This is a genomic window from Nonomuraea sp. NPDC050227 (assembly GCF_044459705.1).
Taxonomy (GTDB): Bacteria; Actinomycetota; Actinomycetes; order Streptosporangiales; family Streptosporangiaceae; genus Nonomuraea.
On record NZ_JBITJF010000002.1, the window covers coordinates 310986 to 335023 of the forward strand.

A 24038-nucleotide genomic window follows, 5' to 3' on the forward strand; every position below is an offset into this window, starting at 1 on the left:
TGCTGGGATGACGACGGATTCCGAGGACGACTGGGAAGGCGCGCTGCGCATCGTGATGGTCGCTCCGCCCTGGGAGGAGGTCCCGCCGCGGGCCTACGGCGGGATCGAGCAGATGCTCGCCGACCTGATCACGGGCCTGTCCGCCCGCGGCCACGAGGTGACGCTGATCGGCGCGGGCAGCACCGGTCTCCCGGCCAAGTTCCTGGTCACCTACCCCGAGGCGCCCTCGGAGCGGATCGGCGAAGGGCTGCCCGAGGTGCTGCACGCCGCCCAGGCATGGCGGGCGCTGGAAGGGCTGCCCGCCGACATCGTGCACGACCATTCGCTGGCCGGACCGCTCACCGCCCTCGGCCGGGCGACCCCGACCGTGGTCACCTGCCACGGCGATGCCGGCGGCGAGCTGGGCGAGGTGTACCGGGCGCTCGGCGAGCACGTCAACCTGATCGCCGTCTCCGACGCCCAGCGCGCCGACGCCCCCGACCTCAACTGGATCGCCACCGTGCACAACGCGCTCGACACCGCCTCCTTCCCCTTCCGGGAGCACAAGGAGGACTGGGTGCTGTGGCTGGGCCGCTTCTGCCACAGCAAGGGCCCGCACCTGGCCATCGACGCCGCCCGCGCCGCGGGCCGCCGCATCGTGCTGGCCGGCAAGCTCACCGAGCCGTGCGAGCACGTCTACTTCGACGAGCACGTACGGCCGCGGCTCGGCCCCGGCGTCACCTACCTGGGCGAGGCCGACGCCGGGCGCAAGCGCGAGCTGCTGGCCGCCGCCCGGTGCATGGTTTTCCCCATCCAGTGGGAGGAGCCGTTCGGCATGGTGGTGATCGAGGCCATGGCCTGCGGCACGCCCGTCGTCGCCATCGGCCGGGGCGCGGTGCCGGAGATCGTGGTGGACGGCGTGACGGGGTTCGTCCTGCGGGAGCCGGCCGAGCTGCCAGCGGCGATCGAGGCGGCCGGGCGGCTCGACCCGCGGGCCTGCCGCGCCCACGTCGAGCGGCACTTCGGCGTGAGCGCGATGGCCGCGGCCTACGAGGCGGTCTACCGCCGCATGCTGGCCGCCCCCCGCCCGGCGGCGCTCACCGGCGAGCCCACCGGGCGGTGACCCCGCCGGTGACCCCGCCGGTGGTGGGCGCCGGTGGCGCGGCCGCCGGTCAGCCGGCCGCCGGCACGGTGTACTTCCCGGCCAGCTCCGACACCGCCGCCTCCTTGAGGATGACGGCGCCGCCCACCGCCTGCTTGTCGGGCTTGACCACGTAGGAGGCGCGCGAGGCGGGCCGGTCGAAGACGCTGAAGTCCATCGGCGTGCCGCCCAGCCCGGCCTCCCACGACTTCTGCGACCGGTGGGCCGCGACGATGCCCGCCCGGCTGAGGTCCTTGGCCTGGCACGCCTTGCGCAGCGCGTCGCCGACGATGATCGCCGCGGTCCAGCCGGCCGCCACGCCGCTGTCCAGGGGCTGGCCGGCGTACTTGGCCTGATAGTCGGCGATGAGCTTGGCGTAGGCGGGCAGCGGCGCGCTGATCGGGGCGCCCGCGGTCACGTAGAAGAAGTCCTTCAGCAGCGCCGGCGCGGCCGGGGTGGCCAGGAGCTGCGGGCTGTAGGCCGAGTTGCTGCCGACGAACGGCACGTCCATCCCCGCGGCCAGGGCCACGCCGACCAGCGAGGCCGCCTGGCGCGGGCCGACCGACACCAGCACGGCCCGCACGCCCGCCTTCTTGAACGCCGCCACCTGCGCGGTCATGTCCTGGTCGGTCGCCTTGATCTTCTGCTCGACCAGCGTGAGCCCCAGCTCGCCGGCGGCGTACTTGGACCCGGCGAGGGCGCTCTCGCCGTAGTCGCCCTCGAAGTACAGGTGGCCGATCCGGTCGCCGGCCTTGACGCCCTTCTCCTTCACCAGGAAGTCGACGGCGTTGATCATGTCCACGTCGTAGGTGGTGCCGGTGACCTGGATGGCCTCGCTGCCGAGCAGGCCGGTGGCCCACGCCATGGGCAGGGTGAGGATCTTGTCCGCGGTGATCCGGTCCTTGAGCGCGGTGACCATCGGCGAGCCGATGAACTGCGGGATCGCGGCCGTCTTCGGGGCGACCTCGGCGTAGGCGGCCATCGCCTTCTGCGCGTCGTAACCGTGGTCGCGGACGATGGTCTCGATCTTCCTGCCGCAGACGCCGCCGCTCTGGTTGACCTGCTCGAAGTAGAGCTGCTGCGCCTGGGTGAGGCTCTTGCCCAGCGAGGCGTAGGGGCCGGTCAGGTCGGTGAGCAGGCTGAGCGTGATCGTGTCGGCGGTGACGCCGGGGCCGGTCCTGACGCCGTCGCCGCCGGCGGCGGTGGCGGTCGCCTGGCCGCCGCCGGTGGCCTTGCCGCTGGCGCAGGCGGTGGCCGCCAGCCCCAGCGCCAGCAGCGCGGCCAGGACGGCCGTGCGGTTACGGGACATGTGAGCTCCTGGTCTTCGGGGACGGATCCGGTGACGGTGAAGCGGACGGGCGGCGCCCCGGTGACCGGCGGCGCAGGGCGCGCGGCAGGCCGAGCAGGCCGCCCGGGAGGAAGAGGACGACGGCGACGACGGCGGCGCCGTACAGGATGCGGGCGGCCTCGGCGGGGGACAGGCCGCCGCCGGAGCCGGACGGCGACACCAGGGGGATGGCGTCGCCGTAACGGGTCAGCAGCTGCGGCAGCAGGGAGACGAAGACGGCGCCGAGCACCGCGCCGCCCACCGAGCCCAGGCCGCCGATGACGATCATCGCGAGGTAGTCGAGGGAGAGCAGCATGCCGAAGTAGTCGGGCACGGTCCGCTGGAAGACCAGGGCCAGCAGCACGCCGGCCAGGCCGCCGTACATGGACGACAACACGAAGACGCCGGCCCGGTAGCGGGTGACGGGCACGCCCATCACCCCGGCCGCGATCTCGTGGTCGCGGATCGTGTTCAGCGCCCTGCCGGGGCGCCCGCGCAGCACGCCGCGGGCGAACAGCGCCGCCCCCAGCAGCGCCAGGCCGCCCAGGAACCACAGCCGCTCCAGCGCGCCGAACGGCACGTCCAGGACGACCAGCTCCGGCCCGTCGGCGAAGGCGAACCCGAAGACCTCCATCGCCGGCACGGCACGCCCGTTGAACCCGCCGGTGACCGGCCCGGCGTTGAACAGCAGATGCTGCCCGCCGAAGATCAGCGCCAGCGTGGCGATGCCCAGGTAGGCGCCCTTGAGCCGGCCCGCGATCGGGCTGAACAGCCCGCCCGCGACCCCGGCCAGCGCCACCGCGAGCACCGCGGCCACCGGCGTCGGCAGGCCCAGGCCGCCCAGCGACGCGGTGGGCTCGGCGGCCAGGTAGACGTAGGCGTAGGCGCCGACGGCCAGGAAGAACGCGTGGCCCATGGACAACTGCCCGGTCGCCCCGGTCAGCAGGTTGACGCCGATCGAGCCGATCGCGGCCGCCATCGCGAACAGCCCCGCCTGCAGCCAGAACCCCTCCAGGTAGAACGGCACGGCGACGAAGACGGCCAGGGCCACCAGCGACCCGACGGTTCTAGACACGGGCCCGCTCCCGCGTCCCGAACAGCCCGGCGGGCCGCAGCAGCAGCACGACGACCATGACGAGGAACGGCGCCACGTCGCCGATCCCGCGGCCGAGGAAGGCCAGGTCGTTCTGGTAGCCGGTGGTCAGGGCCTCGGTGACGCCGACGATCAGGCCGCCGGCCAGCGCGCCCGTGGTGGAGTCCAGGCCGCCGAGTATCGCGGCGGGGAAGGCCTTCAACGCGGCCAGCGAGGAGCCGCGGTCCAGGCCCGGCGTGGGGAAGACGCACAGGAACAGCGCGGCCACCGCGGCCAGCGCCCCGGCCACGGCCCACGCGCTGACCGAGACCCGGCCCAGCCGCACGCCCATCAGCGCGGCCGTCTCGGGGTCCTCGGCGGTGGCCCGCATCGCCACCCCCCACCCGGTGTACTTGAACGCCAGCAGGAACGCCGCGATCAGCACCCCGGCCACGACCAGCGCGACGACCCGGGTCTCGGCGACCGTGACCGGCCCGAGGCGCAGCACCCGCGAGCCCCACGGGTCGCCCATGGCCAGCACCTCCGTGCCGATGCGCCGGGTGAGCTCGGTGGTCAGCACGATGTCCACGCCGATGGTGACGATGGCCAGCACGCTGTGCGAACCGGCCTTCGAGCGGCGGATGACCAGGAACTCCACCAGCGCCCCGATGACCGCCGCCGCCGCGACCCCGGCCAGCAGGGCGGGCCAGAAGCCGAGGTGCGGATGCAGCCGCGCCACCACGTACCCGCCGGCCAGCAGCAGCGAGGCGTGCGCGAAGTTCACCACCTCGGTCGCCTTGAAGATGACGACGAAGCCCAGCGCGATCAGCGCGTAGACGGCCCCCAGCGAGACCCCGTTGACGAGCAGCTCCACAAAAGTGATCACTCCGTCTCCTCCACGCCCAGATACGCGCCGATGACCGCCGGGTCGTTCTGCACCTCGGCGGGCGGCCCGTCGGCGATGCGGCGGCCGAAGTCCAGGACGGTCACCCGGTCGGCCAGCCGCATGACCATGCCCATGTCGTGCTCGACCAGCAGGACGGAGACGCCCAGGCTCTCCCGTACCGACCTGATCAGCCCGGCCATCTCCAGCCGCTCGCCGCCGTTCATCCCGGCGACGGGCTCGTCCAGCAGCAGCAGGCGTGGCTCCATGGCCAGGGCCCTGGCCAGCTCGACCCGCTTCTGCACGCCGTACGGGAGCAGCCCGACCGGCGTGTCCAGCACCGCGGCGAGCCCGGCGAAGGCCGCGATCTCGGCGACCCTGGCGGCGTGCGCGCGCTGCTCGCGGCGCGCGCCCGGCAGGCCGAGCCCGGCGGAGACGAACCCGGCCCGGGTGAGCCGGTGGCGGCCCAGCAGCAGGTTGTCCCGCACCGGCTGGTGCGGGGAGAGCGCGATGTTCTGGAACGTGCGGGCGACGCCGAGCGCGGCGATCCGGTGCGGGCGCAGCGCGGTCAGCTCGCTCGCGCCGAACCGGACGCTGCCCGAGGCGGCCCGGCAGACGCCGGACAGCACGTTGAAGCAGGTGGACTTGCCCGCGCCGTTGGGGCCGATGAGCGCGTGCACGGTGCCGGGCGCGACCGTGAAGCCGACGCCGTCCAGCGCCGTCAGTCCGGCGAACCGGACGGTCACGTCGCGCACCTCCAGGGCGGGCATACCATCCGGTTGGTATGTCGGGGTCACGCGGACCACCTCGGCAGTCCGGCCCTGGCCTGCGGGGCCGGGGTCCCGTCGGCCACGCCCAGGTAGCGGCGGCGCACCTCGTCACCGGCGGCCAGCTCGGCCGCGGGCCCGGCCAGCGCGACCGCGCCGACCTCCAGCACGTACGCGTGGGAGGCCAGCGACAGGGCCGTGGCGACGTTCTGCTCGACGAGCAGGATCGAGGTGCCGGCGGCGTTGATCGCCCTGATCGTGGCGGCGATCGCGGCGGCCGCCCGCGGGGCCAGGCCGAGCGTCGGCTCGTCCAGCAGCAGCACCGACGGCTCGGCCATCAGCGCCCGGCCGATGGCCAGCATCTGCTGCTCGCCGCCCGACAGCAGCCCGGCGCGCTGGTGCGCGCGCTCGGCCAGGACCGGGAACAGCTCGCGCACCCGCCGCCCGGCCCGGACGGCGGCCGCGCGCGGCGTGCCCAGGCCGCCGGCCCGCAGGTTCTCCTCCACCGTCATGCGGGCGAACACGCGGCGCCCCTCGGGCACGTGCGTGACGCCGCGCCGCACCACGGCCGCGGCCGGCTGCCCGTCCACCCGCGCCCCGGCCACGCTGACGCCGCCCGCCGCGATCCGGCCCCGGTGGAACCGGAGCGTTCCCGAGACCGCCCGCAGCAACGTCGTCTTCCCGGCGCCGTTCGCGCCCAGCACGGCCACCACCGCCCCGGACGGCACGCTCAGTGACACGCCGTCCAGCGCCCGGACGGGACCGTAGTCCACCACGAGACCGTCCACGCTCAGCTCGGCCATTCGTCTTCCTCACAGGACCCCATGGCGGCCCACCCAAACCGGCGGGCGGGGCCGCCGTCCAGATGCGGCGGCGAAGTCGGGCTCGCTGCCCACCGCGGCCGGGGGCCCGTTGTGCAGCCGCACAACGCGAGGTCACAAAACGCTACAGAGCCTTGTTCTGGAACGGCGGCCGGTGGCAGCCTCGGGGAATGCGTCCCCCTACGGTCGTGGACGAGGACGTCCGCCAGACGTTACGCACCGCAGCCAGGGCACTGCTCGAACGCCTGCCCGAACTGACCGGCGAGCTGGTCGCCAGGACGCGCGGCGGCGACGACGTCTACAGCGCCTGCGTCCCCTACGACGAGCACTGGAAGAGCACCCTCGAAGGCGTGCGCCTGGGCCTGACCGCGATCCTGCAGGAGCCGTCCGAGCGGCGCGACCTGGTCTTCACCCGGTCGATGGCCCAGCGCAGGGCCGAGCAGGGCCTTCCGCTGGAGTCGCTGCTGCGCATGTACCGGCTGGCCGGCCAGGTGACCTGGTCGGCGATCGTGGACCACATGGAACGCGAGCGCCCCGACCGCCTCGACGTCCTGGTCCGCGCCGCCAGCCACGTCTGGCACGCGATCGACCGGCAGTCGCTGGTGGCCTGCGACGTCTACGGCCGGCGCGAGCAGGAGATCCTCGGCCGCAGCAAGGAACGCGTCAACGCGCTGCTGGACGCCCTGCTCGACGGCACCGCCGACGCGGGGGTGGTGCGCGCCGCCGCCGACTCGCTCGGCCTGCCCGAACGCGCCCGCTACGCCGTCGTCACCGTGCGCTTTCCCGGCGGACGCCACCACGACGACGTCCGGCTGCCCGCGACTCTGGGCGCGCTGCGGCTGCTGTGGCGCATGCGCACGGGCCACGAGGTCGCGGTCGTCGCGCTCGGCCGGGCCACCCTGGACGACCTGTGCCAGGAGCTGAGCCTCATCGTCAGCGGCGTGGCCGGCGTCAGCCCCGTCGTCACCGGCCTGGACGAGCTGGGCACCGCGCACGAGCTGGCCTCCCTCGCCATGCGCACCTGCGCCGACGGCGGCCCCGAGATCGCCCGCCTGGACGAGCGCGTGCCGGCCGTGCTGATGATCAGCCGGCCCGGCGTCACCGGCCACCTCGTCGAAGGCGCGCTCGGCCGGCTGCTCGCCCTCGACCCGGCCGACCGCGACACGCTGCTGACCACCCTGGAGACCTGGCTGGCCTGCGACGGCTCGGCCGCCAGGGCCGCCGGCCGGCTGTTCTGCCACCGCAACACGATCATCAACCGGGTCCGCCGGATCGAGCAGCTCACCGGCCGCTCGCTCACCCGCCCGCGGGACATCGTGGACCTCGCGCTGGCCCTGGACGCGGTCCGCCTGCTGCCCCCGCCCCCCAGGTGACCCCCCGGCGGCGCCCGCGTTCGAGCAGTCGGGCGGCGGCACGTACGTCACGGCCGGCAAGCCCGCCCCGATGATGCGGCCATCCAGGTCCAGGCGGCCTCGGGGCGCGCGACCGCGGCGGCCCGCGCACCCCTCACCCGTTCAAGGGCGTCACCGGGCGGGGTACGGCGTCAGGCCGCCCGCGTGCACCAGCGAGATGGTCCGTTCCAGGTCGGGGGTCAGGTATCGGTCGTCGCCCAGCGGCGCGACGTACCGCCTGAGCTCGTCGTGCAGGGCGCGGGTCGCCGTCCCGAGCGGCAGGCCGGCCATCTTCGCCGCGATCAGGTCGATGCCCTGCGCCGCCATCAGGTACTGCACCGCCAGCACGATCTCCAGGCGGTCGAGGTTCGCGTGCAGGTCGCGCGCCGAGGCCATGGCCATCGTGTTGTGGTCCTCCTGGCCGTCCTTCACCGGACGCGACAACGTGCCCGCCGGATGGGCCCTGACCTGCATCTCCGGGACCACCGCCGCGGCCACCGACTGCGCCTGCACCATCCCGGAGTTCAGGCCGACGCTCCCGCCGGCCAGGTTCGCCGGCAGGCCGTAGCTCCAGCGGGGCGACAGCAGGCGTCCGGACAACTCCTGCGACAGGACGCCGAGGTCGGTGATCTCGGCGTTCAGGCTGTCGGCGAGATGGCCCATGATCGAGCCGTCCCAGTTGCCGCCCATCACGAACTCGTAGCCGGGGCCGCGCTCGCGCCGGAAGACCAGCGGGTTGGAGGTCGAGGAGTTGGCCTCGCGCGCCAGCGTCCGGCGGGTGGCGGCGAGCACCTGCCGCAGCCCGGCCATGATGTGCGGGGCCGCGCGCACCGAGACCGCGTCCTGGATGCGCGGGGTGTAGTTCGCCGGGTCGAGCCGCCTGCGGCCCTCCTCGGTCATCCAGCCCGAACCGGCGACCATGGTCCGCAGCCGGGCCGCGACCGCGTCCTCCTCCGGGATGTGCCGCTCGCGGTGCGTGCGCGCGTCCAGCGAGCCGCGCTCGGCCCTGGTGGCCTCCATGAACAGGGCGAAGGCCCCCTCCGCCTGGTCGGCGAGCACCGTGGCCCGGTGCACGGCGTGCATCAGCGTGGCGGCCAGCACCGTGCTGCCGCTGACGATCGGCAGCGCCTCACCGGCCTCGAAGGTGAAGCTCGCGGGCAGCCCGGCCCGCGGCAACATCCGCGAGGCCGGTCCGGTCTCGCCCCGGTAGTGCACCGGCGCGTCCTCGCCCAGCGCGGCCAGCCCGGCCGCCGCCTGCGGCTGCAGGTCGCCGGTGCCGAGCGAGCCGATCTGCGGCATCACCGGCACGACCCCGGCGTTCACCAGGGACAGCAGCCGCTGCGGCACCTCGGGCCGGACGCCCATCTTCCCCCTGGCCATCTGGTTGGCCTTGAGGACCAGGGCCAGCCTGACCACGTCGTCGGGGAAGGCCGGGCCGACGCCCGCAGCGTGCGAGCGCAGCACGTTGCGCTGGAACTGCTCGGCCTCCTCCGGCGAGAGCGGGCGGTCCTTCAGCGGGCCGAGCGCCTGGTTCCAGCCGTACACCCGCTGGCCGCTAAGGGCCGCCAGCGCCCCCGCCCGCGACTGCGCCATGCGGGCCCGCGCGGCGTCCGACACCCGCGCGAGCACGGGACGGCCGGCCAGGATCGCGAAGGCGTCCCGCAGCGCGAACCGGCCGCCGTCCAGCACCAGGTCCAGCACCGGCGCCCGCGCGGGCGCCGGCGCCGCGACCGGGGGCGCCACCGGGGGAGGGGCCGGGACGGCGACGGCCCGCTCCGGCACGCACACCGCCGCGAGCAGGCCGACACCGGCGGCCATTCGTCCTACTTTGCTGATCGACACGGTCCCCGGCCCCTTCACCACGAAGATCCACTCCGCTCCGTTTATAACCGGCCGGACGGACGGCGCCGGGCACGGCTCCGCACCGGGGGACGAGTGCTGACCGGCCCTAGGGCAGGCGCTTACCTCCCGCCCTGGACGCCACCGCGACGTGCGGCCGCCCGGTGATCGGATGCGGCCCCACATGGGCCAGGACGCCGAAGACCTCCTCGATGAAGGCCGGGGTCAGCACCTCCAGGGGCGGCCCCTGCCCGGCGACCCGGCCCTCGCGCAGCACGACGATCCGGTCGGCGTAGGCGGCGGCCTGGTCCAGGTCGTGCAGGGCGGCCAGCAGCGTCAGGCCGAGCGAGCGGATCAGGTCCAGCAGCAGCAGCTGGGACCCGACGTCCAGGTGGTTGCCCGGCTCGTCCAGGATCAGCAGCGGCGCCTCCTGGGCCAGCGCGCGGGCCAGCAGCACGCGCTGCCGCTCGCCGCCGGACAGCGTGGTCATCAGCCGGTCGGCCGCCCAGTCCATGCCGACCCGTTCCAGGGCCGTGGCGACCACCGCCCGGTCGTCCGCGCTCTCCCGGTCCAGCGCCCGCTTGTGGCTGTGCCGTCCGGCCGCGACGACCTCGGCCACGGAGAACCCCTCTCCGGCCGGGTTGTGCTGCGGCAGGACCGCCCGCCGCCGCGCGGCGTGCCGCGGCCGCATCCGCCACAGGTCGTCGCCGTCCAGCCGGACGACGCCGCCCGACGGGCGCAGCGACCGGTAGACCGTGCGCAGCAGCGTGGACTTGCCGCTGCCGTTCGGCCCGACCAGCGCCACGAACTCGCCGGGCCCGGCGCTCAGCGTGACGTCGGTGACGATGGGCCGCGCGTCGATGCTCGCGCTGACGCCCGCGAGGTCAAGCCGCATCGCCGCCGCCTCCCGCCCGCCGCCGGCGCAGCAGCCACAGGAAGAACGGCACGCCGAGCCCCGTGGTGAAGATGCCCACCGGCAGCTCGTTCGGACGGTCGGCGATCCGCGCCGCCAGGTCGACCAGCACCAGGAACACCGCGCCGGCCAGCAGCGAGACCGGCAGCACCCGGCGGTGGTCGGCCCCGACCACGAACCGGACCATGTGCGGGACCATCAGCCCGATGAACCCGATGCCGCCGACCACGCTGACCACCGTCGCCGTCAGCAGCGACCCGGCCGCCAGCAGCCCGATCCGCAGCGCCGCGACCGGCACGCCGATCGCGACCGCGGACTCCTCGCCGGCCAGCAGCGCGTTGAGCGCCCGCGCCTGCGAGGACAGCCAGGCCACGCAGCACACGACGAGCAGCGCGGGCACGCCCAGATCCGCCCACGACGCCCCGGCGACGCTGCCCATCAGCCAGAACATCATGCCCTGCAGCTCGGTCGGGTTGAGCTGGAGCTGCACGAACGTGGTGGCCGCCGAGCACAGGTAGCCGACGGCCACGCCGGTCAGCACCAGCCACGAGTCCAGCAGCCTGCCGGAACGCTGGGACAGGACGTACACCACCAGCGCCGACAGCAGCGCGGCGGCGAAGGCGGCCCCCGTGACGCCGAGCGCGCCGGTCAGCCCGGCCAGCGCGCCGCCCCCGAGCGCGGGCACCAGCACGGCCCCCAGCGACGCCGCCGACGACACACCCAGCACGTACGGGTCGGCGAGCGGGTTGCGGACCAGCGCCTGCAACGCGACCCCCGCCACCGACAACGCGGCCCCGGCCAGCGCGGCCAGCAGCGCCCGGGGCGTGCGGATCTCCCACACGACCTGCGCGAGCAGCGGATCGGCCTGCTCGCCCCGCCCGGTCAGGTACGCCCACACCACCCCCCACACCTGGTCCGGCGGCAGGTTCACCGACCCGGCGGAGATGCCGATCACCAGGGCCACGACCAGCGCGGCCCCGAGCCCGGCCAGCAGGAACCCGGTCGCCCGCCCGGACACCGCGTGCGGCCGCCGCGGCGAGACGGGGACGGCGCGGCGCGGCGGCGCGGTCAGCGTGTCAGCCACCGGGATGCACCACCTTGGAGATCTTCTCCACGGCCCAGGCGTTCAGCGGCCCGAGATAGACGCCGTCGGAGACGACCGTGTAGCTCCTGGACCTGGCCGCGGCCCAGTGGGGGTAGGCGGCGAACAGCTTCGCCGCCGCCTCCTCGCCCTTCTCCTCGGGCGTGAACAGCCCGACGACCAGCACGTCCACCTGGGCGGTGGCGAGCTGCTCGCGGTTGAGGGTGCGCGTCATGTCGGCGGTCTGGCCGGCGAAGGCGTTGACCCCGCCGGCCGCCCTGATGACGTCGTCGTAGATGCCGCCGGTCATCACGGCGGGCAGGCCGTTGGCGTTCATCATGGCCATGCCGGGATAGGCGATCAGCACCTTCCTGGGCGGCAGCGCGGCGACGCGGGCCCGTACCGACTCCACCCGCGCCCGCAGCCGCCCGATCAGGTCGAACGCCTCGCGCTGCACGTCGAACACCCGCCCGAGCAGGCTGAGGAACTCCAGCGAGGAGTTGATCGACTGGTTGCGGAAGGCGCGCTTCTCCTGCTCGGTGGCCTCCGGCTTGCCCATCGCGCAGTTGACCGGGTTGACCAGCGAGGTGATGCCGGCCGCGGCCAGCTGCTCGCGGGTGGCGAAGCCGCGGGCGGGGTCGAACCCGCCGGACCAGGTGGAGACCACCAGGTCCGGCTTGAGCTTGAGCACCTGCTCGGCGGGCACGTCGAAGTTCTTGTTCATGGTCAGCCCGCCGGTCGGCAGCGCCTTGATGCGGGCCGTCATGGACGGGTCGTCGGACACGCCGTAGCTCTGGGCGTTGGCCAGGATGCTGCGCTCCAGCCCGAGCAGCAGGAAGCTCTCCACCTCGCCGACGCTGGTGCCGTTCAGGATCAGGACGCGCTGCGGCGGGCGGCGGAAGGTGACCCGCGTGCCGCAGTTGTCGAAGGTGAGGGGGTAGACGGTCCGGCCGGCGGACGCGGCCGCGGTGGCCGCCTCTGTGGCCGCCTCGCCGCCGGTCGCCGCGGGCGTGCCGCAGGCGGCGGCCAGCAGCACGAGCGCGACCGCCGAGGCCCGGCGGGTACGGGAAGGTCTCATGGGTGATGTCCTCTGAGTCGAGTCCGGAGGCGCGCACGCCGGACCGGCCCCACGGCGGGGGCGGGCACGGCGGCGAGCCGGGATTGTCGTCGGAGGAACCGCGGCGGACGGGCGCGCGAAGGACCGCGGGCGCGCCTAGGCGGGCAGGCCCACGACCGTCGGACGGACCGGCCGTCGCGGCTCCGGTCCATCCGCGGGCGGCCCCCGCAGCACCAGCACGTGCCGCAGGAACAGCCGCACGCGCGCCGTGACGTCGTCGCGCCCGCCCACCGGTGTGCGCGCCGGCGCGGCCCACCCGGCCACGACGAGGAACAGCACCAGCAGCGGGCGCAGCACCCACCCGGCCAGCTCGCGGACCAGGGCGCACAGCCCCGACTCCACCCAGCGCAGCCAGACCGACGTCAGCAGCACGCTCGCCGCGTGCACGAGCAGCATCCCGAACCCCGGGGCGCCCGTGTCGTGCGCGTGGACCACGCTCGCGGGGGCGGCGACGGGCGCGGGATGGTCGCAGCTCAGGGAGAGCAGCAGGTGCAGGACGACCTGCGAGGCGCCCGTGGCGGGCACGATGGCGGGCAGCGTGCGCTCACGCCCGGTCAGCGCCAGGGCCGGCGCGAGGACCAGCAGGAACCCCGCCAGCAGCGCCCCGGGGTCGAAGCAGCCGCCGCCCGCCAGGTGGGCGAGCGCGGCCAGCGCGGCGCACGTGCCGGCGAAGCTCGCCGCACGCAGCCACCGCACCAACGACCATGGACCCATCGAGGCCAGATCCTCCCACACGCCCGGCTCGCCCGCTCCGCACGGGTGCGCGGGGTGGGCGCCGGGCTGGGGGCCGGGTGCTCAGCGGTGGGGTGTGCGGCGTGGCCGGGGCGGCGTACGCTCCGGTTGTGACCCTCCGGTTGACTGCTCCGCCGCCCGACGACCGCTCGACGACGAGGGCTCCGTGAGGAGCCGCACATGACCGGCCTCGGCCCGCGCGCGGTCCTCGTCCCCGACCTGGGCGAAGACCTGGCCCGCGCGGTGGGCGAGTTGGAGAGGCTGCTGCTGGTGCTGCGCGCCGCCGAGTCCGTGGGCTCGCCGCTGCCCGGCCCGCTGGCCGGCGGGATCGCGCTGACCGCGCTGCGCCGGCTCTGGCGCGCGATCGGCCCCACGCAGGGCAGGCGCGCCGCCGCCGCCCGCCTGGCCGGTCGCCTGTACGCCCCCGGCGGCCAGGTCGAGCACGTGCCGCTGCGCCTGGTCGACGTCGACCCGCTCGACGTGGCCACCCTGTCGGCCGCCGCGGTGGCGCTCGGCCTCGGCGCGGTCGGCAGGGGCGTGGTCCGCCAGGCCCTCGACGCCGTGTGCACCGGCCTGCCCGCCACCGAGCTGGTGTCGTCCGCCGCCCGGTTCACCGGGCTGCTCGACCTGGCCGACACCGCCGACTCCATCGTCCTGCGCGAACGGCTGGCCGCCGCCGGGCCGGGCGCCGACGTCGTCCTGACGCCGGAGGCCGAGCGCGCCTACCAGGCCACCGCCGGCCGCCTCAACACCATGTGGCCCGCCACCGGCACCGCCGCCTCTCCGTGAACCGCGCGCTTCACGGGGTCTGGGGAGCGGCGGCGGCGCGGTCGTGGGTGAAGGGCCGGGGCAGGCGCAGGCGGGCGCGCAGCGGCAGGCCCGACGGGATGAACGCCTCGGCCTGGAGCGCCGCGACGCCGATCCTGGGCAGGTCGCGGGCGTTCGGGTAGACGACGAAGCGCGGCTCCCAGATCGGCCGGAACTTGGCGTTGAACCGGTACAGCGACTCGATCTGGAACCAGTGCGACAGGAAGACCAGCACCGACCGCCAGGCCCGCAGCACCGGCCCCGCGCCGAGCCGGTCGCCGCGGGCCAGCGTCGAGCGGAACATCGCGAAGTTGAGCGACACCTGCGTGATCCCCAGCGACGGCGCGGCCTGCAGCGTCTCGGCGATCAGCAGCTCGTTCAGGCCCGGGTCGGCGTCGCGGTCGCGGCGCATCAGGTCCAGCGAGACGCCCCGGGTGCCCCACGGCACGAAGTGCAGCACGGCCTTGAGGTCGCCGTCCCGGCAGGCGGTGGCCACCAGGCACTCGGCGTCGGCGGGGTCGCCGAACCGGCCGAGCGCCATCGAGTAGCCGCGCTCGGTCTGGGTGCCGCGCCACAGCCCGGCGGCCCGGCGGATGCGCTCCTTCTCCTCCTCGGGCACGTCACGGGCGCGGCGCACCCGGCAGACGTACCCGGCGCGGCGGGTGCGGTTGACCATCTGCCGCACGTTGCGCATCGCACGGCCCTCCAGCGTGAAGCCGTCGACCTCGACGATCGCCTCGTCGCCGATCTCCAGCGCGGACAGCCCCGCGACCTTCGTCCAGACCTCGCCGCCCGTCTCGCCGCAGCCGATGACGGCGGGCACCCAGGCGTGCCGCCGCGCCTCGGCCATGAACGCGGCGATCGCGGCCGGCCACGCCTCGCGGTCGCCGATCGGGTCGCCGCTGGCCAGCATCACCCCGGAGACGACCCGGTAGGCCACGGCCGCCTTCCCCGACGGGGAGAAGATCACGCTCTTGTCCCGGCGCAGCGCGAAGTAGCCGAGCGAGTCGCGCTCGCCGTGGACGTCCAGCAGGGCGCGCAGACGGCGTTCGTCGTCGGCGGTCAGCTCGGCGGCCGGCCGTTCCGGGCGCAGCGCCAGGTAGAGCGTCGTCACGGCGGTCAGCGCGCCCAGCGCGACGAGGGAGAAGTAGACCAGGTCGGAGACGCGTTCCACGGTGAACGTGACCGGCCCCTCGATGCCCGCCAGCCCCAGCGCCACGTGCTCCAGCCGCTCGGCCACGCCCGGACGGCCCACCAGCGCGCCCGGCCGGACGCTCACGATCAGGTAGCCGAGCGCCAGGTCGATCACGCCGAGCACGAGCAGGTTCCACAACGCCCGCCAGCGCGAGCGCGGGTCGGGCAGCGCCGTGAACTCCCGCCGGCCGGCCACCAGCACGGCCAGCAGCACGACGCTGATCGCGGCGGTCACCGGCCGCAGGTGCAGCACGCCCATGACGGCGCTCACCGGCAGCAGCACCACCACCGCCCGCCAGGCCCGCACCTTCCCCCGGCGCAGCGCGTGCGCGATCATCACCAGCATGATGCCGACCACCAGCGACGTCGCCCGCGCCACGGTCGTCACCGTCCCGGGCAGCAGATCCGACCACTGGCCCATCCGCGTGTGCTCCAGCCGCGGCGCCACGGCCTTGGCGATGTCCAGCAGGCCGATGACCAGCGACGCGTATCCCGCCAGCGCGGGGATCCAAGGACGCTTCACAAATACCGATTGAAGCTCCTGCCGGTTAATCTCGCCGTTAACCACGCGCTTACGCCGGCCGGGATATTCCTGCTGTTCATGGGACTGACCTCGATCGCGCTGCTGGTGACCACCGCGGTGCTCGCGGTGGCCGGGCTCGCGGCCACCGTCTGGGTGTGGCCGCGGCTGGCCGGGCGGGGCCTGCCGCCGGTGCTGGGCCGGGCCGGCCTGCTGGCGGGCTGCCAGGCGCTCACCGTGGCGGCGCTCGCGCTGCTGGTCAACTACTACTTCGGCTTCTACGCCTCCTGGGCCGACCTGCTCGGCGCCGACACCGGCGCCGCCCAGATCACCGTCGCCGGGGCCGCGGCCGGGCTGCGGGTGCTGGACAGCCGGGCGGTGCCGGGCGGGCGGATCGAGGAGGTCGTCCTGCCGGGCGCGACCACGCGGCTGAGCGAGGAGGCGTACGTGTTCCTGCCCTCGGCCTACTTCAAGGACCCCCGGCGCAGGTTCCCCGCGATCCTCGCCCTGACCGGCTACCCCGGCGACCCGCGCAACCTCATGACCCGCCTCGACCTGCCCGGACGGCTGGCCCACGCCATCGCCCTGCACCAGGTCGAGCCGGCCGTCCTGGTCATGATGCGGCCGAGCGTGGTGCTGCCGCGCGACACCGAGTGCGTGGACGTGCCGGGCGGCCCGCAGGCGCTGACGTACTTCGCCACCGACGTCCGGCAGGCCGTGACCGCGCACTACCGGGCGGCGGCCGGCCGCGACTCCTGGGGCGTGCTCGGCGGCTCGACCGGCGGCTACTGCGCGCTGAAGCTGGCGATGAGCCGCCCCGACGCGTTCTCCGCCGCCGTCTCCCTGTCGGGCTACTACAAGACGATCGTGGACGGCACCACCGGCGACCTGTTCCACGGCGACAAGGCGCTCGCCGACCGCAACGACCTGATGTGGCGCCTGGCCCGGCTGCCCGCGCCGCCCGTGGCCGTGCTCGTCACCAGCAGCAGGAAGGGCGAGGCCGACTATCTGCCGACCGAGCGCTTCCTGAACGCCGTCAAAGCGCCCATGCGGGCCTCGTCGCTGATCCTGCCCAGCGGCGGCCACAACTTCAACACCTGGAACCGGGAGCTGCCGCAGGCGCTGCCGTGGCTGGTCCAGCAGCTCGCGGTGCCCGCCGCGGCCCCCTGATCGAGGCGCCGGATCGGGGCGGGGTGGTTCGTCCGCGCGCCCACGGGGGAGTAGATCTCTCCGTGACCGACGTGTACGCCACCGCCGCAGACCTCGACCTCGCTCCGGCCGGGTTCGTCCGGGCCATCGAGGAGCTGCCGCTGGTCGACCACCACGTCCACGGCGTGGTGCCGCGCGACCTGTCGCGCACCGCGTTCGAGGAGCTGATCACCGAGTCCGACCGGCCGGTGCCGGAGTGGATGACGCAGTTCGACTCCCAGACGGGGTACGCCATCCTGCGCCACTGCGCGCCCGTCCTCGGCCTCGAACCGCACTGCACGCCGGAGGAGTACCTGGCCAGGAGGGCCCGGCTGGGCGCCGGCGAGGTGAACCGGCTGCTGCTGGGCGCCACGAACGTGGCCCACTACCTGGTCGAGACCGGCTACCGGGGCGACGAGCTCGTGGGCCCGTCCGGCATGGCCGAGCTCACCGGCGCGCCCGCCGACGAGGTGGTGCGGCTGGAGACGGTGGCCGAGCAGGTCGCGGCCGGCGGCTGCGACGCGTCCTCCTTCGCCGACGCGTTCGCGCGGGAGCTGTGGGAGCGCACCGGCGGCGCGCGCGGGCTCAAGAGCGTCGCCGCCTACCGCCACGGCCTCGACCTCGACCCCGAGCCGCCGAGCCGGGCCGAGGTCGCCGAGGCGGCCGGGCGCTGGCTCCGGTCCGGCGGCGGTAAGCTGACGGAGCCTGTGCTGCTGCGGCACGTGATCTGGGCCGGGATCGAGCGAGGGTTGCCGATCCAGTTCCACACCGGCCTCGGCGATCCCGACCTCGACCTGCGCCGGGCCGATCCGCTGCTGCTGCGCGGCCTCGTCGAGCGCGCGGAGCCGACCGGGGTGCCGCTGGTGCTGCTGCACTGCTACCCCTTCCAGCGGCACGCGGGGTTCCTCGCGCAGGCCTATCCCAACGTCTACTTCGACGTGGGGCTCGGCGTGACCTACACCGGGGCCCGCAGCGTGGCGCTGGTGGCCGAGAGCCTGGAGCTGGCGCCGTTCGCCAAGATCATGTTCTCGTCCGACGGATGGGGACCGGCCGAGCTGCACCACCTCGGCGCGGTGTTGTGGCGGCGGGCGATGGCGCGGGTGCTCGGCCGGCTCGTGGTGGACGGCGAGTGGTCGGCCGGGCAGGCGATGCGGGTGGCGGCGATGGTCGGGGCGGACAACGCGCGACGCGTCTACGGACTGGGAACACGGGAGGAGAGCACGGGGTGAACGACTTCGGGGGCCGTACGATCAACAGGCCCGTCGACGGAGCCGTCATCGGGACCGGCGGCGTGGAGAGCGCCGCCTACGCGGCGCTGCGGGAGGGCCTGCTGCGGGAGCTGCCCGCGGCGCAGGCGCTGCGCCGCCAGCTGCACGCGGAGCCCTGCCTGTCCGGGCAGGAGGGCCCGACGCGGGACCGGCTGCTCGGCGCGCTGCCCGCCGGGGAGGTCGAGCACGTCGCAGGCACGGGCGCGGTCCTGCGCATCGGCGGTCCCGGCCCGGCGGTCGGCGTACGCGGCGAGCTCGACGCCCTGCCGCTGACCGAGCGCACCGGCGTCGAGTGGGCCGCCCCCGAGGGCGCGATGCACGCCTGCGGCCACGACGTGCACATGGCGGCCGTGGTCGCCCTGGCCAGGACCCTCGACCGGCTCGGCGCCGATCCGCCCCTGCTGGTCGTGCTGCAACCGCGCGAGGAGGGCTTCCCCTCCGGCGCCTCCGACGTCGTGGGGTCGGGCGCGCTGCACCGCCACAAGGTCGGCGCCATGATCGGCGCGCACGTGCAACCCCTGCTGGCGGAGGGCACGGTCGCCTCCGTGCCGGGGGCGGTCAACGCCTCCTCCGACGAGTTCAGGGTGGTCGTCAGGGGAGCGGAGGGCCACGCCGCCTACCCCCACCTCACCAGGGACCCGGTGGTGGCCATGGCGCAGGTCATCGTCACCGCCCAGCAGGTCGTCAGCCGGGTCGCCGACCCGATGACGCCCACCGTGGTCACCTTCGGCACGGTCAACGCCGGCACCGCGCCCAACGCCGTCCCGGGCGAGGCCGTGGCCAGGGGGACCCTCCGGGCCATGTCCGAGAACTGGCGCCAGGAGCTGCACGAACGTTTCACCCAGGTGGTCGAGGACGTCGCCAGGGCGTGCGGCTGCGTGGCCGAGGTGACGATCCTGCCGGGCGAGCCGGTGCTGGTCAACGACACCGGGCTGGCCGTGCGCGCCGGCGGGCTGCTGCGCGGCCACGGCTGGGCCGTGGACGGCGGGCTGCGCTCGTGCGGGGCCGACGACTTCTCCCACTACGCCTCGGTGGCGCCGTCGCTCATGATGTTCGTCGGCGTGGACACCGCCGCCGGCCTGCACACCCCCGAGTTCCTGCCCGGCGACGCGGCCGTGGGCGCGGTGGCCGAGAGCCTGCTGGCCGGCTACCTCGCGGCCGCCTCCGCGCTGCCCGGCCCGGCCGGCGCGAACGGGATCCTGTTCTCCAGGAACGCCTGAGACCGGGCCCTGCCGGCGCCATTCCTCCAACAACCACGGCAGGGAAGTCCAAGCACCCCAGACGGGGCACCGCTGACGGAACCACCATCAACCCCTACTGTCGGAAGGGATGGATCTCGAAACCTTCGCCCCCGGTTCGGGCCGTCTCGAACCCCGCGCGGCACTCCGCTCCGACGCCCCCGCCCTCCACCTCGGCGGCCTGTGGCGCTTCCGCCTCTCACCCGTGGCCGACGTGCCCGACGACTTCGCCAGGCCAGGCTTCGACGACTCCGCCTGGGACGAGCTGCCGGTGCCGGCCCACTGGCCCCTGCACGGCCAAGGCGCCCCCGCCTACACCAACGTCTCCTACCCCTTCCCCGTGGACCCGCCGCACGTCCCGGACGAGAACCCGACCGGCGACTACCGGCGCGCCTTCGACCTGCCGGACGGCTGGCGCGGCGGCAGGCTTCGCTTCGAAGGCGTCGACTCCTTCGCCAGGGTCTGGCTGAACGGCCACGAGCTGGGCTTCTCCACCGGCAGCAGGCTGCCCGTCGAGTTCGACGCCGGGCCGTGGCTGCGTCCAGGACGCAACGTGCTGGCCGTGCGCGTGCACCAGTGGTCGGCCGCCAGCTACCTGGAGGACCAGGACATGTGGTGGCTGCCCGGCATCTTCCGGGACGTCACCCTCACCCGGTCGGCCGCCGACGTGTTCGTGCACGCCGCCCACGACGGCCGGCTGTCCTTCGAGGCCGCCGAGGGCCTGCTGAGCATCCCCGAGCTCGGCGTGCGCGACCTGGCGCCCGGCGTCGAGATCACCGTCGAGGCCGAGCCGTGGACCGCCGAGACGCCCCGCCTGTACGAGGCCGTCCTCACCACCCCGCACGAGACCGTACGGCTGCGCGTCGGCTTCCGCACCGTCTCCGTCGAGGACGGCGTGCTCCTGGCCAACGGCCGCCCGCTGCTGCTCAAGGGCGTCAACCGGCACGAGTTCCATCCGGACCACGGCCGCGCGGTCCCGTACGAGACCATGCGCGAGGACGTGCTGCTCATGAAGCGGCACAACGTCAACGCCGTCAGGACCAGCCACTACCCGCCGCACCCCGCCTTCCTGGACCTGTGCGACGAGCTGGGCCTGTGGGTCGTCGACGAATGCGACCTGGAGACGCACGGCTTCGGCCAGGTCGGCTGGCGGCGCAACCCCACCGACGACCCGCGCTGGGCCGACGCCCTGCTCGACCGCATGCGCCGCATGGTCGAACGGGACAAGAACCACCCCAGCGTCATCATGTGGTCGCTCGGCAACGAGGCGGGCGTCGGCCGCAACCTCGCCGTCATGGCCGGCTGGACGCGCGAGCGCGACCCGTCCAGGCCGCTGCACTACGAGGGTGACTGGTCGTGCGCCCACACCGACGTCTACTCGCGCATGTACGCCACCCACGCCGAGGTCGAGGCCATCGGCCGCGGCGAGGAGGACCCGCTCGACGACCCCGCCCTGGACGCGCGGCGGCGCGCGATGCCGTTCCTGCAGTGCGAGTACGCCCACGCGATGGGCAACGGGCCCGGTGGCCTGGCCGAGTACCAGGAGCTGTTCGAACGGTTCCCGAGGCTGGCCGGCGGGTTCGTGTGGGAGTGGATCGACCACGGCCTGACCGATCCCCGCCACGAGTACGCCTACGGCGGCGACTACGGCGAATCCGTCCATGACGGAAATTTCGTCATCGACGGCCTGGTGTTCCCCGACCGCACGCCCTCACCCGGCCTGCTGGACCTGAAGAAGGTCTTCGAGCCGGTGCGGTTCGAGTTCGGCGACGGCGTCGTGCGGGTGGTCAACCGGCACGACTTCCGCGACCTGGCCCACCTCGCCTTCGAGGCCGTCGTCGAGGACGACGGGCTCGAAGTCGCGCGGTTCCCGCTGGCGGTGCCGCCGTCCGGCGGCGAGGTGAAGCTGCCCGCCCTGCCCCCGCCGCCGGACGGCGCCGGGGAACGTTGGCTCACCGTCCGCGCCACCCTGACCGGCGACCAGCCGTGGGCCGCCGCGGGCCACGAGCTCGCCTGGTCCCAGACCCGCCTGCCGAGCCCCGCCCTTCCCGCCGCCGCCGGTGCGGGGGTCCGGCCGCAGACCTCCGGCGGGCGGCTGCGGCTGGGCGGCGGCGAGTTCGACCCGCGCACCGGCCGCCTGCTGCGCCTGTTCGGCCTGGACGTCGAAGGGCCGCGGCTCGACCTGTACCGCGCGCCCACCGACAACGACCGCTACGGCGGGCTGGACCGGAAGTGGCGCCAGCTCGGGCTGCATCGCCTCACCCACCGCGTGGCCGGGATCGAGACGGGCGACGGCATCACCGTCCGCACCAGGGTCGCTCCCGCCGCCACCGACCTCGGCATGCTCGTCACCTGGGCGTGGACCGCCACGTCCGGCTCACTGAACCTGTCCGTGGACGTCGAGCCGGAGGGCGAGTGGCCCGCGCCGATCCCGCGGCTGGGCCTGCACCTGCTGCTGCCCGGCGAGCTCGGCCACGTCACCTGGTTCGGCCGGGGGCCGGGGGAGGCGTACCCGGACACCGGGATGGCCGCCCGCGTCGGCCGCTGGCACGCCGCGATCGACGACCTCCAGACGCCGTACGTCCACCCCCAGGAGAACGGGCACCGGGCCGACGTGCGCTGGGCCCAGTTCGGCGGGACCGGGACGGGCGGCTTCAGGGTCCACGGCGACCCGATGTTCGGCCTGACCGCCCGCCGGTGGAGCACCGCCGAGCTGGCGGCCGCCCGGCACCGCCCCGACCTGGTGCCCGGCGACCACGTCCACCTCCACCTGGACCTCGCCCACCAGGGCATCGGCACCGCCACCTGCGGCCCCGGCGCCCTGCCCCGCTACGACCTGCACGCCGCCCCGGCCGCCCTGCGCCTGCGCTTCACCCGGTCCTGACCCCGCAGGGCACCGGCCGGGGTCCCGCGACCCCGGCCGGGCCGCCCTCCAGGACGGGCGCCCTACAGCGGGATCCACTCCGTGGCGGTGGTGACCTCGTCCAGCACGGACGGGATCGGCTCGACGCCGAGCCCCGGCCCCGTCGGCACCTCCAGATGGCCGTCCACCAGCTCGAACGGCTCGGTCACGTCGGTCGCGAAGTAGCGGCGCGACCCCGAGGTGTCGCCCGGCAGCGTGAACCCGGGCAGCGCCGCGAGCGCCACGTTGGCGGCCCGGCCGAGACCGGTCTCCAGCATGCCGCCGCACCACACCGCGATGCCGTTGGCCCGGCACAGATCGTGGATGCGCCGCGCCTCCAGGTAGCCGCCGATGCGGCCCGGCTTGATGTTGATGATCGAGCACGAGCCGAGCGCGATGGCGGCCGCCGCGTGCTCGGCCGACTCGATGGACTCGTCCAGGCAGATCGGGGTGCGCAACTGGCGGGCCAGCCGGGCGTGCTGGACGAGGTCGTCGTTGGCCAGCGGCTGCTCGATCAGCAGCAGGTCGAACGCGTCGAGCCGGGCCAGCCGGCGGGCGTCGGCCAGCGAGTACGCCGCGTTCGCGTCCACCTGGAGCAGCAGGTCGTCGCCGAAGCGCTCGCGCACCGCGCGCACCGGCTCGACGTCCCAGCCGGGCTCGATCTTCAGCTTGATGCGGACGTACCCCTCCTCGACGAAGCCCGCCACGGCGTCGAGGAGCTGCGGGATCGAGTCCATGATGCCCACCGACACCCCGCACGGCACCCGGTCGCGGGCCGCGCCCAGGAAATGGCCGAACGACTCGCCGGAGGCCCGCAGCTGCGCGTCCAGCACGGCGGTCTCCAGCGCCGCCTTGGCCATGCGGTGGCCCTTGATCGGTTCGAGCGCGCGGCCGACGCCGTACGCGTCCAGGGTCGCCGGCAGGGAGGGCAGCAGGAACCGGCGGATCACCTCGGCGGCGCCGTCGACGTACTCGCTGGAGTAGAGCGGCTCGGACATGGCCACGCACTCGCCCCACCCCTCGGCGTCGGGGGTCACCACCCTGACCAGCAGGACGTCCCGGGCGGTCTCGGTGCCGAACGACGTGCGGAACGGCGCCACCAACGGCATCGCGATCCGGCGCAGCTCTACTCCTGTGATCTTCACACTCTCTCCAACTCGGTCGGCGCGCAGGTGCTCCCTGGCGACCGTACGACATGCGGCGACACCAGGGTTCGTGCCGGGCCACCAAAGGCCGGCGGTTCTTCGTCGCCGAGCCCCACAGCCCCGGGACGGCCTCAGACGACGATGCCGGGGGTGCGCGCGATCCGGATCCGGCACGGCGTGTCCTCGCTGAGCCGCACCGCCTCCAGCGGCACCGTCACCTCCGGCGTGCGGTACCGGCCGCCGGAGAACGCCGCCGCCAGGCGGGCCCGTACGGACTCGGCCGGCATCTGCCCGTCGATGGAGCTGGTGCCGTCGCGCCCGATCTCCGCCACGCACGCGCCCGGCTGCGTGGCCAGCGCCAGACCGGCGACCGTCGCCCCCGCCAGGGCGGACACGTCGCGCCTGGTCCAGCCGTAGTGCCACATGCCGGCCGCCACCACGGGCGCGGCCGGGCAGGCGGGCTCGGTGATCACCACGTCGAGCCCCTGGAGCAGCGCGGCGGCGATCTGTTCGGCGCCCCTGAGCGCCCCGGACCCGATTCGCAGGCCGGGCAGCTCGGGCAGCGGGCCGCCGAGCGTGTAGATCAGCTTGATGCCGGTGGTGAAGGGGCCAGGACCGCTGTCGTGCCAGCCACAGGCCACGACGCCGACCGACGGGGCGGCGCCCAGCGTGCCGATCCGCAGCATAAGGAAATGACTACCCTCTGCGGCCCC

The 24038-nt window shown here is 74.7% G+C and carries 20 protein-coding genes; 7 read left to right on the plus strand and 13 right to left on the minus strand.

Annotation, left to right across the window (positions count from 1 at the left end; translation table 11 throughout):
• Window positions 1-7: 7 nt before the first annotated feature.
• A complete protein-coding gene (locus ACIBK9_RS08630) occupies window positions 8-1102 on the plus strand; it encodes a glycosyltransferase family 4 protein (RefSeq protein ID WP_397156370.1) in 1095 nt (364 codons plus the stop codon).
• 49 nt (window positions 1103-1151) lie between these two features.
• Here the strand turns inward: ACIBK9_RS08630 and ACIBK9_RS08635 are convergent, their stop codons facing one another.
• Genes ACIBK9_RS08635 through ACIBK9_RS08655 form a run of 5 tightly spaced genes read right to left on the minus strand, consistent with a single transcriptional unit; the run spans window position 1152 to window position 5972 of the window.
• A complete protein-coding gene (locus ACIBK9_RS08635; RefSeq protein ID WP_358286310.1) occupies window positions 1152-2429 on the minus strand; it encodes an ABC transporter substrate-binding protein in 1278 nt (425 codons plus the stop codon).
• On the minus strand, window positions 2419-3522 hold the full coding sequence (locus ACIBK9_RS08640; RefSeq protein WP_397156373.1) for a branched-chain amino acid ABC transporter permease: 1104 nt from the start codon (window positions 3520-3522) through the stop codon (window positions 2419-2421). The genes ACIBK9_RS08635 and ACIBK9_RS08640 overlap by 11 nt, the downstream gene beginning before the upstream one ends.
• A complete protein-coding gene (locus ACIBK9_RS08645) occupies window positions 3515-4405 on the minus strand; it encodes a branched-chain amino acid ABC transporter permease (RefSeq protein ID WP_358286314.1) in 891 nt (296 codons plus the stop codon). The genes ACIBK9_RS08640 and ACIBK9_RS08645 overlap by 8 nt, the downstream gene beginning before the upstream one ends.
• Complete coding sequence (locus tag ACIBK9_RS08650; RefSeq protein ID WP_397157559.1) at window positions 4402-5172, minus strand: ABC transporter ATP-binding protein; 771 nt, start codon at window positions 5170-5172, stop codon at window positions 4402-4404. The genes ACIBK9_RS08645 and ACIBK9_RS08650 overlap by 4 nt, the downstream gene beginning before the upstream one ends.
• Window positions 5173-5195: 23 nt before the next feature.
• Entirely contained in the window at window positions 5196-5972 is a 777-nt protein-coding gene (locus tag ACIBK9_RS08655) for an ABC transporter ATP-binding protein (RefSeq protein ID WP_397156375.1), read from the minus strand.
• Between the two features lie 188 nt (window positions 5973-6160).
• On the opposite strand from ACIBK9_RS08655, the gene ACIBK9_RS08660 reads away from it, so the two are divergent.
• Window positions 6161-7363, plus strand: a complete 1203-nt coding sequence (locus tag ACIBK9_RS08660) for a PucR family transcriptional regulator (protein WP_397156377.1) — start codon at window positions 6161-6163, stop codon at window positions 7361-7363.
• 150 nt (window positions 7364-7513) lie between these two features.
• Here ACIBK9_RS08660 and hutH read toward each other — a convergent pair whose 3' ends face one another.
• The 5 genes from hutH to ACIBK9_RS08685 form a co-directional block, all read right to left on the minus strand.
• The gene (gene hutH, locus ACIBK9_RS08665; protein WP_397156379.1) at window positions 7514-9199 is read right to left on the minus strand and encodes a histidine ammonia-lyase; all 1686 of its coding nucleotides are present in this window, start codon (window positions 9197-9199) and stop codon (window positions 7514-7516) included.
• Window positions 9200-9329: 130 nt separating this feature from the next.
• Window positions 9330-10115, minus strand: coding sequence for an ABC transporter ATP-binding protein (locus ACIBK9_RS08670; RefSeq protein WP_397156381.1), 786 nt, complete (start codon window positions 10113-10115; stop codon window positions 9330-9332).
• Window positions 10105-11217 (minus strand): FecCD family ABC transporter permease, encoded by a 1113-nt coding sequence (locus tag ACIBK9_RS08675; RefSeq protein ID WP_397156383.1) that lies wholly within the window; start codon window positions 11215-11217, stop codon window positions 10105-10107. Before ACIBK9_RS08675 ends, ACIBK9_RS08670 begins: the two co-directional genes overlap by 11 nt.
• Window positions 11210-12292 carry an ABC transporter substrate-binding protein gene (locus ACIBK9_RS08680; RefSeq protein WP_397156385.1) on the minus strand — a complete coding sequence of 361 codons (1083 nt, stop codon included), beginning with the start codon at window positions 12290-12292 and terminating at the stop codon, window positions 11210-11212. The genes ACIBK9_RS08675 and ACIBK9_RS08680 overlap by 8 nt, the downstream gene beginning before the upstream one ends.
• A 135-nt stretch (window positions 12293-12427) precedes the next feature.
• The gene (locus ACIBK9_RS08685) at window positions 12428-13045 is read right to left on the minus strand and encodes a hypothetical protein (RefSeq protein WP_397156387.1); all 618 of its coding nucleotides are present in this window, start codon (window positions 13043-13045) and stop codon (window positions 12428-12430) included.
• A 198-nt stretch (window positions 13046-13243) separates the two neighbouring features.
• On the opposite strand from ACIBK9_RS08685, the gene ACIBK9_RS08690 reads away from it, so the two are divergent.
• Window positions 13244-13852 (plus strand): hypothetical protein, encoded by a 609-nt coding sequence (locus tag ACIBK9_RS08690; protein ID WP_387669403.1) that lies wholly within the window; start codon window positions 13244-13246, stop codon window positions 13850-13852.
• A gap of 10 nt (window positions 13853-13862) precedes the next feature.
• Here the strand turns inward: ACIBK9_RS08690 and ACIBK9_RS08695 are convergent, their stop codons facing one another.
• Complete coding sequence (locus tag ACIBK9_RS08695) at window positions 13863-15587, minus strand: phosphatidylglycerol lysyltransferase domain-containing protein (protein ID WP_397156389.1); 1725 nt, start codon at window positions 15585-15587, stop codon at window positions 13863-13865.
• Between the two features lie 78 nt (window positions 15588-15665).
• On the opposite strand from ACIBK9_RS08695, the gene ACIBK9_RS08700 reads away from it, so the two are divergent.
• The 4 genes from ACIBK9_RS08700 to ACIBK9_RS08715 all read left to right on the plus strand — a co-directional run bounded on the left by ACIBK9_RS08700 (window position 15666) and on the right by ACIBK9_RS08715 (window position 22162).
• On the plus strand, window positions 15666-16754 hold the full coding sequence (locus ACIBK9_RS08700) for an alpha/beta hydrolase (protein ID WP_397156391.1): 1089 nt from the start codon (window positions 15666-15668) through the stop codon (window positions 16752-16754).
• Between the two features lie 62 nt (window positions 16755-16816).
• Window positions 16817-18001, plus strand: a complete 1185-nt coding sequence (locus ACIBK9_RS08705) for an amidohydrolase family protein (RefSeq protein ID WP_397156393.1) — start codon at window positions 16817-16819, stop codon at window positions 17999-18001.
• Window positions 17998-19260, plus strand: coding sequence for a M20 family metallopeptidase (locus ACIBK9_RS08710; RefSeq protein WP_397156395.1), 1263 nt, complete (start codon window positions 17998-18000; stop codon window positions 19258-19260). The genes ACIBK9_RS08705 and ACIBK9_RS08710 overlap by 4 nt, the downstream gene beginning before the upstream one ends.
• A gap of 109 nt (window positions 19261-19369) precedes the next feature.
• Window positions 19370-22162 carry a glycoside hydrolase family 2 TIM barrel-domain containing protein gene (locus ACIBK9_RS08715; RefSeq protein ID WP_397156397.1) on the plus strand — a complete coding sequence of 931 codons (2793 nt, stop codon included), beginning with the start codon at window positions 19370-19372 and terminating at the stop codon, window positions 22160-22162.
• A 62-nt stretch (window positions 22163-22224) separates the two neighbouring features.
• Here the strand turns inward: ACIBK9_RS08715 and menC are convergent, their stop codons facing one another.
• Complete coding sequence (gene menC, locus ACIBK9_RS08720) at window positions 22225-23325, minus strand: o-succinylbenzoate synthase (RefSeq protein ID WP_397156399.1); 1101 nt, start codon at window positions 23323-23325, stop codon at window positions 22225-22227.
• 131 nt (window positions 23326-23456) lie between these two features.
• On the minus strand, window positions 23457-24011 hold the full coding sequence (locus ACIBK9_RS08725) for an acyclic terpene utilization AtuA family protein (protein WP_357976614.1): 555 nt from the start codon (window positions 24009-24011) through the stop codon (window positions 23457-23459).
• Between the last annotated feature and the right edge of the window lie 27 nt (window positions 24012-24038).